Here is a 12,386-nt window from a genome sequence, read left to right on the forward strand (position 1 = left end):
AAAACGGGCTCAGGGCTTGCGCAGCAGACGCTGCAGCTGGTTGTCGAACCAGGCGCTGAAAGCCGGCGTGGGCTGCGCCTCGACGGCCAGGTACCACCAGTCGTCAGCGGCGAAGGCCCGGCATTTCACCGCATCCTTCTCGGTCATCACCAGCGGTAGCGGCGGGCTGAAGGCCAGGCTTTGGACACTGAACTGTGCATGGTCGGCGAAGGGGTGCGGCACCGGCTGCCAGTTTAGCCCCAGCAGGGTATTGAAGAAACGTTGCGGGTTGCCAATACCGGCCACCGCGTGCAGGCGCTGGCCTGCGGGGAAATGGTCGAGGGCACGGCGCTCGCCACTGCGCAGGTTGACCAGGGCGGACGGCTGCAGGCAGAAGCCAAAACCATCGGCGCGGTCGGCACTGGCACCGTTGAACAGCACCGCGTCAGCATCCTTCAGGCGTTCGGCGGGCTCGCGCAAAGGGCCGGCTGGCACGCAGCGGCCATTGCCCAGGCCGCGGGCGGCATCGATCAGCACCAGTTCGAGGTCGCGGGCCAGGCGGTAGTGCTGCATGCCGTCATCGCACAGGATCAGGTCGAGCGGTTCGCTGGCCAGCAACGCCTGCACAGCGCGGGAACGGTCGGGGTCGATCATCAGCGGTACGCCGGTGCGCTGCACGATCAGCAGCGGTTCATCGCCCGCCTGGTCGGCCGGCTGGTCGGCCTGCACCCGCCAGGGCAGCTGCGGCGGTTTGGCACCATAGCCACGGCTGACCACGCCCACCTTCAGCCCCTGCTGGCGGCAGTGCTCGATCAGCCAGAGAATCATCGGCGTCTTGCCGGTGCCGCCCACGGTGATGTTGCCCACCACGATGATTGGCACCGGCGCCCGGTAGCTGGCACTTTCGCCACTGAGAAAACGCGCCCGCTTGCGCGTGACCACGCGGCGGTACAACGCCTCCAGCGGGCGGAGCAGCACCAGCGCTGGGTGCCCGGCGTACCAGGCGGCGAGCAAACGGTCGGCGAAAGCCATCAAGGCGTGCCCTGGGCCGCCTCGACGGTGGTCATGCGCAACTGGCTGAAACCGAGCTTGCCGGCGGCGTCCATTGCGGTGACCACAGCCTGGTGCGGGGTCTTGCCGTCGGCGCTGATCGCCAGCGGCAGCTTGTTGTCGCCGCCCGACTCACGCTCGATCGCTTCGCTCAAGGTGGCTAGGTCGCTTTTGGGCAGGAGGTGGTTGTTCACCGAATACACGCCTTCGGCGCTGATGGTGATTTCCACCAGCTTGTCCTGGTCGGCCGGCGCCTTCTCGGCGCTGGCAGCTTCGGGCAGCTCGACGCGCAGCTGGGTCTCGCGGGTGAAGGTGGTGGTGACCACGAAGAACAGCAGCAGGACGAACACCACGTCAATCAACGACGCCAGGTTGATGTCGACGTTCTCCCGCTGGCGATTGCGCCGGAACTTCACGCCTTGCCTCCGGCCACTTCCACTTCACGGTCGCCCTGGATCACTTCCACCAGCTTGATCGCCTCTTGCTCCATGCCCACTACCAGCTCATCGATGCGGCGCAGCAGGAAGCGGTGGAAGAACACCGCCGGGATACCGACCATCAGGCCGGCCGCAGTGGTGACCAGGGCCTTGGAGATACCACCGGCCAGCACGGACGCATTGGCAGTCATCTGCGAGCCCATGAAGGCGCTGAAGATGTCGATCATGCCCAGCACGGTGCCCAGCAGGCCCAGCAGCGGGGCCATGGCGGCGATGGTGCCGAGCGTGCTGATGTAGCGCTCCAGTTCGTGAATGACGCGCGAGGCGGCTTCCTCGATGCACTCTTTCATGATTTCGCGGCCATGGCGCGAATTGGCCAGGCCTGCGGCAAGGATTTCGCCCAATGGCGAATCGGCGCGCAGGGCCTTGAGCTTGTCACTGGTCAGTTGCTTGTCCTTGATCCACATCCACACCTGGCCCAGCAGGTGCGGCGGGGTGACGCGACTGGCGCGCAGGGTCCACAGCCGCTCGACGACGATAGCCATGGCGGCGATGGAACTCAGAATGATCGGCAGCATCATCCAACCACCGGACTTGACCAATTCCCACACAGTAAACGCCCCTTCGCAAAAAGGCCGCCACTCTACCATAGGCGCGCCGAGGGCTCATCTGCCGGAGGTCAGGGAATTGGGGTGCAGGGCTGGGAGGCGTACACCGTTACAAGTGTGGTGCCTGGGCGATCGAGCGCCGCCCGCGCGGCGCTCGATCTCACAGGCGCTGAAAATGTCATGGCATGCACCTGCCTGCCTCCCTCTCACTCAGCTCGAACCCGCCAGAACCGCCACTGCCCCCTCATCCCCTCAACCTCTCCCTGCCGCCCCAACACCAACCGCAACGCCCCCTCCACCGCCGTGTCATGCACCGCCAGCCCATGCCGCTGATAACGCTCCATCACCTGAACATGCGGATGCCCGAAGCTGTTGTTGCGCCCTCGCGAAATCAATACCCCACGCGGCGCAGTAGCCCGGATGAACGCCTCGGTCGACGAACTGCGGCTGCCATGGTGCGGTGACTGCAACCAGTCGATACGCGGTGTTTCATGGTCCGCCAGCCAGGCGCGTTCGGCAGCAGCTTCCATATCCCCCGCCAGCAGCAAGCGCTCGCCCTGCGCCTCTACCAACAGCACACAGGAACGGTCATTGCTGCTCTGCCCGGCCGCCCAACGCCACAGCGAAAAACGCACGCCATCCCAGTCCCATTGTTCGCCACTGGCACAAGGCTGCAATGGCACATCATCCAGCGCTTCCCCGCCGATCAGCCGCCTGACCGGCAGACCACGCTGTATGGCCGCAGCACCACCCGCATGGTCGGCATGCGCATGGCTGATCACCATCGTGTCCAGGCTGCCCACCCCCAGCTTGCGCAACGTCGGTAGCACCACCCGCTCCCCCAGGTCGCTTTCGCCCCGGGCGGGCCCTGCGTCGTACAGCAGGCTGTGATGCCGGGTGCGCAACAGCACCGCCAGCCCTTGGCCAACGTCCAGTTGCCAGACCTCGACCTGCCCGTGGGGCACCGGCTCCCTGGGCACCCACAAGGCCAGCAGCATCACCCCGCCCAACCCGCGCAGCGGCACACCACGGGGCAGCAAAACCAACAGAGCGCCCAGGCTCACCAATAGCCAGGCCCATAATGGCAGGGCCGGCGCCACCCACGCCGGACGCTGCTGCGCCACCAGCGCCAGCAGCCGGAACAGCCCATCCAGCAGGCCACCCGCCAGCCATAGCAAAGCCTCCCCTACCCCGCCCAGTGGCAGCAGCAACGTACCCAGCAGTGCCAAAGGCAGCACCGCCACGCTCACCCAAGGCACTGCGACAAGATTGGCCAGCGGCGCACTCAGGCTCACCGGCAAGCCCGTGGCCAGCAACACCGGCAGCAGGCCGATGGCGATCACCCATTGCGCGCGCGTCCAGGCCTGCCAAGGCCGCCAGCCACCTAGCCGGGCACTGAAGCAATAGACAAGCGTGGCCACGGCCGTAAATGACAACCAGAACCCAGGCAGCAGCGCTGCCAGTGGTTCGACCAGCAGCACCGCGACCAGCGCCAGCAACAGCGGCAGCGTCGCACCGAGATGACGAAAGCGCAGCCGCCAGAGCAACACCACCGCCAGCATCAGGCAGGCGCGCTGCACCGGCACACCGGCACCGGCCAGCCAGCCGTAGGCCAGGGCCGCCGCCATGGCCAGGCCACACGCCCAGGGCAGCCACGGTAACCGAGCGGGCCACAGCCCCAAACGCGCCAGTCCGGCGACCAGGCCGTACAGCAAACCCGCCACCAGGCCGATATGCTGGCCAGAGATCACCAGCAGGTGCACCGTGCCGGTGGCCTGCAACGTCTGCCAGTCCTCCCGGGCCAGGCCTGTGCCGTCGCCAAGCACCAGTGCCACCAACGCTGCCTGCCGGCCATTGGCTTCAACCGCCAGCAAGCGCTGGCGCAGCACATCGCGCCAACCACCGGTTACCGGCGCCAGCAGCTGCCCGGCCTTTACCGTACCGGTGGCGCCCACCCGCCGCGCCAGCAGCTGCACCTCACGCTCGGGCCCATGTGGGTTGAGCAGCCCGGCCGGGCGCTGCAAGGTCACGGCCAGCCGCCACTGCTCACCGGCCCGCAGCGGCGGCCCTTCGAACCAGCTCAGTTGCAACCGTTGCGGCAGTTCGGCCCGCCGCGAGCGTGCCGCCTCCAGCTCGAAGCGCACGCCTTGCGCCGTGCGGGCGGGCAAACCGACCACCCGCCCCTCCAGCCACAAGGTCCGGCCATCCAGGCCAGCGGCCAGGCGATCATCCACGGCCTGCTGAGCAGACCAACATGCCCAACACAGGCCCAGCAAAAAACAGCCCAACGGCCAAACGCGGGTAAACAGAGTGACGACAGCGCACGCAGCAAGCGCTAGCAGCCATCCGACCGATGGCAATACGGGGAGAAAGCCCAGGCACAGCAGCCCGAGCGCGAGCGCAAACATCCCTGTGCGCATGAGGTAGAGCTCCAGAAGGTAAATCACCCCCTGAGGCATAGCTCAATTGCCGGCAAAGCTTGCTCAACAATTGTCACAAACTCTAAACGAGACAGCGCAGGATTAAGGGCATACTGCCCGGATCAACGCTCCGGGAGCCTACATGCCGCGCCGACTTTTCAAACGCTACATGCCGGACCCGACCAGCATTCGGGAACACAAGTCCTTACGCTTTTTCGGCAAGCTGCTGCACGACCCCAACCTCTGGCACCTGAACCGCCATTCGGTGGCACGGGCCATGGGCGTAGGCCTGTTCGCGGCGTTGATTCCCATCCCCATGCAGATGCTGCTGGCGGCGGCGCTGGCAATCCCGGTACGCGGCAACCTGCCGATCGCGGTCAGCCTGGTGTGGCTGACCAACCCGCTGACCATGCCGCCGGTGTTCTTCGTCACCTACATGACCGGCGCCTGGCTGATGCAGGTGCCGCCGCGAACATTGCCCGACGAACTGACCTTCGACTGGATCACCGACCAACTTGCCACCGTGTGGCAGCCGTTCCTGCTGGGGTCGGTGGTGTGCGGGGTGGTGCTGGGCATTGCCGCCTACTTCACCACCCTGCTGTACTGGCGCTGGTGGATTGGCCGGCAGTGGCGCCGGCGCAAGCTCAGATGTTCACAACAGGGCTCATGCCCGCATGCCGCGGCCGCTGACCAGCAGGCGGATGCACAACGTGTAGAGCACTGCGGTGGCCACCAGCATGAAGGTGATCGCCGTGCCAATGCTGATATCCGACACCCCTAGGATGCCGTAGCGGAACGAGTTGACCATGTGCAGCACCGGGTTGGCCAGCGACACGGTCTGCCAGAACGGCGGCAGCAGGTTGATCGAGTAGAACACCCCGCCCAGGTAGGTCAGCGGCGTCAGCACAAAGGTGGGGATGATCGAGATATCGTCGAAATTGCGTGCAAACACGGCGTTGACGAAGCCCAGCAGCGAGAAGATGGTGGCTGTCAGCAGTACCACGACCACGGTCACACCCAGGTGGTGCACCTGCAGGTCGGTAAAGAACATCGACAGGATGGTCACGATCACCCCGACCGCCAGACCGCGCAGCACGCCACCCAGTACATAGCCGACGAGAATGGTGTGCGGCGACACCGGTGACACCATCAGCTCTTCGATCGAGCGCTGGAACTTGCTACCGAAGAAGCTCGACACCACGTTGCCGTAGGAGTTGGTGATCACCGACATCATGATCAGCCCCGGCACGATGTACTGCATGTAGGTGAAACCACCCATGTCGCCGATCTGCCGGCCGATCAGGTTCCCGAAGATGACGAAGTACAGCACCATGGTAATTGCAGGCGGTAGCAACGTTTGCGGCCAGATGCGCAAGAAGCGCCGCACTTCACGGTAGACGATGGTGTTCAGGGCGACCCAGTTGGTGCGCAGTTCCACACTCATACGGCCACCTTCGACAGGTTTTTTTCCACCAGGGACACAAACAGCTCCTCGAGTCGGTTGGTCTTGTTGCGCAGGCTCTGCACCTCGATGTTCTGCAGCGCCAGCTGGCCAAACAGCGCGGTGATGCCGATGTCCTTGTCCACCTGCACCTCAAGGGTGTGCGGGGTCAGCAGCCGGCACGGGTAGCCTTGCAGCACCGGCGCACTGGCCAGGTCCTGCTTGATGTCGAGCACGAAGGTTTCCACATGCAGCTTGCCCAGCAACTGGCGCATGCTGGTGTTCTCGACGATGGTGCCGTGGTCGATGATGCCGATGTTGCGGCACAGCTGCTCAGCCTCTTCCAGGTAGTGGGTTGTGAGGATGATGGTGATGCCCTTCTGGTTCAGCTCGGTGAGAAAGCTCCACATCGAGCGGCGCAGTTCGATGTCCACACCTGCGGTAGGCTCGTCGAGGATCAGCAGGCGCGGCTCGTGAATCAGCGCGCGAGCAATCATCAAGCGGCGCTTCATGCCGCCAGACAACGAACGCGACTGCACATCACGCTTGTCCCACAGGCCTAGCTGGGTCAGGTACTGCTCGGCGCGTTCCTTGGCCAGCTTGGGCGGAATGCCGTAGTAACCGGCCTGGGTTACGACGATGTCGAAGGTTTTCTCGAACTGGTTGAAGTTGAATTCCTGCGGCACCACACCCAGGCAGCGCTTCAGCGCTGAAGGCTCGCGGTCCAGGTCATGGCCGAACACGTTCACCGTGCCGCTGGTCTTGTTTACCAGGGTGGAAAGAATGCCGATGGTGGTGGATTTGCCGGCGCCGTTGGGGCCGAGCAAGGCGAAGAAGTCGCCTTCGGCAACATCGAGGTCGATGCCTTTGAGGGCCTGGAAGCCGTTGCCGTAGGTCTTGGTGAGCTGTCTGATGGACAGGGCGGAACTCATAGCGGGTCATTTACCGAAAAAAGGTGCAGGACACGCCAGGTAAAGTCACTGGCGCAGTGAGTGCGGCCAATGGTGCAAGGCCAGGCCGCACAAGTACAGTCACATCTATTGATAATGACTATCGAAGCAGGTTCAAGTGAGCGCGGTCATCACCGCGGCCTGGTAGGCCGGGCGTTGCTTCAGGCGTTCATACCAGGCTTGCAGGTTGTACATGACCGGGCGCTCGATGGGCATTTCGAACCATGCATAGATGAAGCTGCCCAGTGGGATGTCGCCCATGCCGATCTGGTCACCGGACAGGTACGGCTGTTTGGCCAGGGTTTCATCGGCAATGGCCAGCAATTGGGCGCACTGCTTGTGGGCGGCATTGATCGCCACCCAGTCGCGCTGGTCTTCCGGGGTGCGCAGCAAGCCCCAGAACAGCGGGCGGAAGGGTGCGGCGAAGGACGAGGTGGTCCAGTCCATCCATTTGTCGGCCAGGGCGCGTTGGCGCGGGCCTTCCAGGTACCAGCCCTGCTCGGCGCCGTACTCGGCGCACAGGTAGCGGACGATGGTGTTGGACTCCCACAGGGTCAAGTCGCCGTCTTCGAGCATGGGGACCAGACCGTTGGGGTTACGGGCGCGGTAGTGCGGCTCGTTGACCACGCCGAAAGCGCCACCGGCGTCGATGGACTCGAAATCAAGGCCCAGTTCCTGGGCAATCCACAATGCCTTGCGCACATTGCTCGAATTCTTGCGGCCCCAGATCTTCAGCATGGCAACGTCCTTATGAAATGCGGTGGGGGTGCAGTCTACTCCAGACCTTCGCCGCCTGTACCGGCCCTTTCGCGGGCACGCCCGCTCCCCCAGGGATCACCACCGACCTGTAGGAGCGGGTTTACCCGCGAAGAGGCCGGTACAGGCGAACAATGAACTGAAACTCCCGCTGCCACACCCTGTCACTGTTCTGAAGCTGCCGTTCCCAGCATTGCGTCTAAGCTGTCTGGGACGGCTAAAGCCCCCTGGTTCCAAGGAGGACCGATTATGTTGCTGTTGTGGTTGGTAGTGCTGGTAATCGGCGCGGCGTACCTCACGAACCGGCGCCTGGCGCCCTTGCAGATTCTCGGCATCATGGCGGCCTATGTGCTGCTGATGAGCATATTCAGCGGTGCGCCCGGCTGGCTTCTGGCTGTGATCTGGATCGTACTGGCGTTGAAGATCGCCCTGGTTGCGCTGCCGGAGTGGCGCCGCAAGGTGTTCACCGGCCCGGTATTCAGCTGGTTCCAGCGCACCCTGCCGCCCATGTCGCAAACCGAGCGCGAAGCAATCGATGCAGGCACAGTGTGGTGGGATGGCGAACTGTTCAGCGGCCGCCCCGACTGGCGCACCTTGCTGGCCTACCCGGCACCGAAGCTGACCGAAGAAGAACAGGCCTTCATCGACGGCCCCACGGAAGACCTGTGTGCCATGGTCAGTGACTGGCAGATCGGCCAGGACCTGGACCTGCCGCCCGAAGCCTGGGATCACATCAAGCAGCATGGCTTCTTTGCGCTGATCATCCCCAAGGAATACGGCGGCAAAGGCTTCTCTGCCTACGCCCACTCGCAGGTTGCGATGAAACTGGCCACCCGCAGTGGCGACCTGGCTTCCACGGTAATGGTGCCCAACTCCCTCGGCCCGGCCGAACTGCTGCTGCATTACGGCACCGACGAACAACGTAACCACTACCTGCCACGCCTGGCTCGCGGCGACGAAATCCCCTGCTTTGCCCTGACCGGCCCGCTAGCCGGCTCCGATGCCGGCGCCATGCCCGACACCGGTATCATCTGCAAAGGCCAGTGGAATGGCGAAGAAGTACTGGGCCTGCGCCTGAACTGGGAAAAACGCTACATCACCCTGGGCCCGGTCGCGACCTTGCTGGGCCTGGCCTTCAAGGCCTACGACCCGGACCACCTGCTGGGCGAAGAGGAAGAATTGGGCATCAGCCTTGCGCTGATCCCCACCGACACCCCAGGTGTCGAAATCGGCAAACGCCACCTGCCCCTGGGCGCCGCTTTCATGAACGGCCCCAACAGCGGCAAGGACGTGTTCGTGCCGCTGGACTTCCTCATCGGCGGCCAGACCATGCTCGGCAAAGGCTGGATGATGCTGATGAACTGCCTGTCGGTAGGCCGTTCGATTTCCCTGCCTGCAGTTGGCACCGGCGCGGCCAAGTACACCAGCCTGGTGACCGGCCAGTACGCGAATATCCGCGAGCAGTTCAACGTGCCGCTGGCGGCCTTCGAGGGCATCCAGGAGTCGCTGGCACGCATCGGCGGCAACGCCTGGCTGATGGACAGCGCCCGCCTGCTGACCGCCAAGGCCGTGGACCTTGGCGAAAAGCCTTCGGTGCTGTCGGCCATTCTCAAGTACCACCTGACCGAGCGGGGCCGCGAATGCATCCAGCACGCCATGGATGTGCACGGCGGCAAGGGCATCATCATGGGCCCCAACAATTACCTGGGTCGCAACTGGCAAGGGGCGCCGATCTTCATCACGGTCGAAGGCGCCAACATCCTTTCGCGCAACCTGATGATCTTCGGCCAGGGCGCCATCCGCTGCCACCCGTTCGTGCTCAGGGAAATGGCCCTGGCCGGGCGTGAGGACCGTGACCAGGCGCTGAAGGAATTCGACGACCTGCTGATGAAACACATCATGTTCGCCGCCGGCAACGCCGCCAGCACGTTGGTCTTCAACCTGGGGCTAGGCCGTTTCGAGCCAGTACCCGGTGATGCCTTGAGCCAAGGTTACTTCCGCGCCCTCAATCGCCAGGCTGCCGCCTTCGCCCTGCTGGCCGACCTGTCGATGATGCTGCTCGGTGGTGCGCTCAAGCGCCGTGAACGCCTGAGTGCGCGCCTGGGCGATGTGCTCAGCTACCTGTACCTGTCCAGCGCTGCGCTCAAGCGCTACCACGACCTGGGCTCGCCCGAGCACATGCAGCCTTTGCTGCGCTGGGCCATGGAAGAAAGCCTGGGCCAGGCGGAAAAGGCGCTGGACCGGCTGCTCGACAACTTCCCCAACCGGTTTGTCGGTTGCGCACTGCGCGTGCTGGTATTCCCCTTCGGCCGCCGCCATACCGGGCCGAGCGATGAACTGGATGCCGAAGTGGCGGCGCTGATCGGCCGCAGCAAAGGCGACCCGGCGTTGGAGGAATTGCTTGCCGGGTGCTTCAGGCCACAAGCCGAGGGCGACCCGGTGGCGGCACTGCAACGGGCTTGTGATCTTCTGCACGAGGCTGCGCCACTGCACAAAGTGCTGCATCAGGCAATCAAGGAGGGCAAGGTACTGCCAGCACCTGGGCAGTCGGCCATCGATGCGGCCGTCGAGAGCGGTTCACTGCAAGCTGGCGAGGGGCAACGGTTGCATGCGGCGGAGCAGGCACGCCGGGCCGTGATCGATGTGGATGCGTTCGACAAGGCCCAACTGCTGCCGGAACAGGGCAAGGTGCGATGAAACCGGGGCCGTTTTGCGGCCCCTTCCCCAACCGGCGTATACTCCGCCCCCGTTTCGACCACCCCGAGGACCACCCCATGGCCAACCCCCACCTGGAATACCACCTGCAACTGCTGCACCACCTGCGCACCATCCTGGTGGCCCTGGGTGAAGCCGAGCAGGTACCGGAGGAAAGCCACGCCCTGTTTCTCGAACGCTTCGACGAACTGCTGACCCTGTTGCCGCAAAACCCGTTGGAAAGCCAGTACCTGGGCCAGGACCTGATCTGCCAGGTGATCCAGCGCTACCCGCAGGTCGCCCACCTGGTACCCCGCGATCTGTTGTGGTTCTTTGGCGGTGACTGCCTGCACTACATGCCCGACGAAGAGCTGGCCCTCTACCAACAACTGGAAGAACGCCGTTACGAGGCCGAGCAGAACGATGAGCCTTTTGACTGGCACGCCGAAAAGCAGTTGCTGAACCCGGCCGGCTCGACGCTGCGTCACTGACCCGAACAGGCACCTGGCCTTCAGCTGGCCGGGTGCCTGTCGAAATTTCCGCCCTCCTGCAGCACCTCGACCTACATCCCCCTCGCCCTTCCGTCCATACGCTATGCGCCGTTCCAAGTGATGCCTTGGCAATTTGGAGCACGCGTGCCCTGCACGCAGCTAGCCAACCTTTAAACGTATGGATTGAATAATGAAAAAGACTTTGATGGTGCTTGCCCTTGGCCTGGCAAGCAGCACAGCGTTTGCTGATGAACGAGGCCAGATCCTCTTCAAAGGCAACATCAACGGCGGCACTACCTGCCCGATCGAAATTGTCATACCAGGGGGCCCTGGGCCGATCGGTGCGGTTGACCTCGAGAACTACTCGGTCAAGTACTTCGCCGCAAACGCTACCACCCCCGACATCGCATTCGCGCTGCGGGTTGATGCGGATGATGCTACTTGCACAATCCCGCCAGGCTACAACGCCAAGGTCACCTTTGACTCTCTCAACGGCGATGCAGGCGCAAGCGGTGAGTACTATGCCATCCGCGATAGCAGACGCGGCCTCGCAGTGGCACTCAAGGATGATGCTTACGCACCTATCCCTCCACGTACCGCGTCCAAAGACTATCCCGTGGCCTCCACTGGCGTGACGGACCTGAGGTTTTATGGTTCCTATGTAAGAACCGGCGCAGCAGGTACGGTGACCGAAGGTTCTGCCAACGCAGACGTGAACTTCAGCATCACGCTGCCTTGATGCCCTGTCCAGGTGCCTTCGCGTACCTGGATCCCCCTGCCTCTTTCATTGGTCATTTTTCATGCTCCCCGTCACCCGCACCTCGACGTTGCTGGGCGGTTGCCTGCTGCTTCTGGCCTGCCTGCTGAACAGCGCTCACGCCGCCCTTACCATCAGCAGTACGCGCATCATCTACGAAAGCACCCAACGCAGTGCCTCGGTCGTAATCGCCAACCCCAGCCAACGCCCCTTCGCCGCCCAGACCTGGGTCAATACCCAAGCAGACGACACCACCACGCCCGTGCCGTTCATGACGTCCCCTGCCCTGTTCAGGCTTGCTGCCGGCAAGGACCAGTCGGTGCAGATCAGCGGCCTGCCAAACGATCTGCCACAAGACCGCGAATCGTTGTTCTTTTTCAACCTGCAGGAAATTCCCCAGGCAAGCAGCGATGCCAAAAACCAGCTCAACATTGCCTTGCGCACCCGGATCAAGCTGTTCTACCGACCGGCTCAGGTTCAAGGCAACCCGGAAAAGCGGCTCAAGGAACTGCACCTCACCACAACCCTGCGTAACGGTCGCCCACACCTTACCGTGCACAATCCCACTCCCTTCCACTTCACCTTCAATCGCCTGGACCTGGTCAAGGGCAAGCAGCAAAAAGCCCTGCCCGGTATCGACATGATGGCGCCGATGTCCCAGCTAGAGGTTGCACTGCCAAATGGCTTCGAAGGTGCCGGCGTGCAAGCCATCGTGACCGTGATCAATGACCATGGCGGTACCAGCAAGCCGCTGACCCTGCCCGTGCACGACACCCCCTGACCTGACTTCACGGCCACCGCCA

At 63.6% G+C, this 12,386-nt stretch carries 12 protein-coding genes; 5 read left to right on the forward strand and 7 right to left on the reverse strand.

Going from position 1 to position 12,386, the window contains the following annotated elements; genetic code table 11:
• Nucleotides 1-9: 9 nt before the first annotated feature.
• The 4 genes from lpxK to ABI582_RS12895 form a co-directional block, all read right to left on the reverse strand.
• Nucleotides 10-1,011 (reverse strand): tetraacyldisaccharide 4'-kinase, encoded by a 1,002-nt coding sequence (gene lpxK, locus ABI582_RS12880; protein ID WP_442119355.1) that lies wholly within the window; start codon nucleotides 1,009-1,011, stop codon nucleotides 10-12.
• Nucleotides 1,011-1,445: an ExbD/TolR family protein gene (locus ABI582_RS12885; RefSeq protein ID WP_016500906.1), complete on the reverse strand. Its 435-nt coding sequence runs from the start codon at nucleotides 1,443-1,445 to the stop codon at nucleotides 1,011-1,013. Before ABI582_RS12885 ends, lpxK begins: the two co-directional genes overlap by 1 nt.
• Entirely contained in the window at nucleotides 1,442-2,077 is a 636-nt protein-coding gene (locus ABI582_RS12890; RefSeq protein WP_028614013.1) for a MotA/TolQ/ExbB proton channel family protein, read from the reverse strand. Before ABI582_RS12890 ends, ABI582_RS12885 begins: the two co-directional genes overlap by 4 nt.
• 203 nt (nucleotides 2,078-2,280) lie before the next feature.
• Complete coding sequence (locus ABI582_RS12895) at nucleotides 2,281-4,494, reverse strand: DNA internalization-related competence protein ComEC/Rec2 (RefSeq protein ID WP_442119356.1); 2,214 nt, start codon at nucleotides 4,492-4,494, stop codon at nucleotides 2,281-2,283.
• A gap of 142 nt (nucleotides 4,495-4,636) precedes the next feature.
• Between ABI582_RS12895 and ABI582_RS12900 the strand changes: the two genes are divergently transcribed.
• Nucleotides 4,637-5,275, forward strand: coding sequence for a DUF2062 domain-containing protein (locus ABI582_RS12900; protein ID WP_442119357.1), 639 nt, complete (start codon nucleotides 4,637-4,639; stop codon nucleotides 5,273-5,275).
• Here ABI582_RS12900 and ABI582_RS12905 read toward each other — a convergent pair.
• From ABI582_RS12905 to ABI582_RS12915, 3 genes are all read right to left on the reverse strand, one after another.
• Nucleotides 5,159-5,938 (reverse strand): ABC transporter permease, encoded by a 780-nt coding sequence (locus ABI582_RS12905; RefSeq protein ID WP_016500910.1) that lies wholly within the window; start codon nucleotides 5,936-5,938, stop codon nucleotides 5,159-5,161. The two genes, ABI582_RS12900 and ABI582_RS12905, sit on opposite strands and share 117 nt — an antisense overlap.
• On the reverse strand, nucleotides 5,935-6,867 hold the full coding sequence (locus ABI582_RS12910) for an ABC transporter ATP-binding protein (RefSeq protein WP_016500911.1): 933 nt from the start codon (nucleotides 6,865-6,867) through the stop codon (nucleotides 5,935-5,937). Before ABI582_RS12910 ends, ABI582_RS12905 begins: the two co-directional genes overlap by 4 nt.
• 132 nt (nucleotides 6,868-6,999) lie before the next feature.
• Complete coding sequence (locus tag ABI582_RS12915; RefSeq protein ID WP_442119358.1) at nucleotides 7,000-7,623, reverse strand: glutathione S-transferase; 624 nt, start codon at nucleotides 7,621-7,623, stop codon at nucleotides 7,000-7,002.
• Between the two features lie 267 nt (nucleotides 7,624-7,890).
• Here ABI582_RS12915 and ABI582_RS12920 point away from each other — a divergent pair, with 267 nt between their 5' ends.
• From ABI582_RS12920 to ABI582_RS12935, 4 genes are all read left to right on the forward strand, one after another.
• A complete protein-coding gene (locus ABI582_RS12920; protein WP_442119359.1) occupies nucleotides 7,891-10,338 on the forward strand; it encodes an acyl-CoA dehydrogenase in 2,448 nt (815 codons plus the stop codon).
• Nucleotides 10,339-10,415: 77 nt separating this feature from the next.
• Nucleotides 10,416-10,826, forward strand: coding sequence for a PA2817 family protein (locus ABI582_RS12925; protein ID WP_019470645.1), 411 nt, complete (start codon nucleotides 10,416-10,418; stop codon nucleotides 10,824-10,826).
• Nucleotides 10,827-11,016: 190 nt separating this feature from the next.
• Entirely contained in the window at nucleotides 11,017-11,565 is a 549-nt protein-coding gene (locus tag ABI582_RS12930) for a fimbrial protein (RefSeq protein ID WP_442119360.1), read from the forward strand.
• 61 nt (nucleotides 11,566-11,626) lie between these two features.
• Nucleotides 11,627-12,364, forward strand: coding sequence for a fimbrial biogenesis chaperone (locus ABI582_RS12935; RefSeq protein ID WP_442119361.1), 738 nt, complete (start codon nucleotides 11,627-11,629; stop codon nucleotides 12,362-12,364).
• Nucleotides 12,365-12,386: the final 22 nt, after the last annotated feature.

Origin of the sequence: Pseudomonas sp. SAS7, from assembly GCF_052112345.1 — a bacterium.
Classification (GTDB): domain Bacteria; phylum Pseudomonadota; class Gammaproteobacteria; order Pseudomonadales; family Pseudomonadaceae; genus Aquipseudomonas; species Aquipseudomonas putida_Q.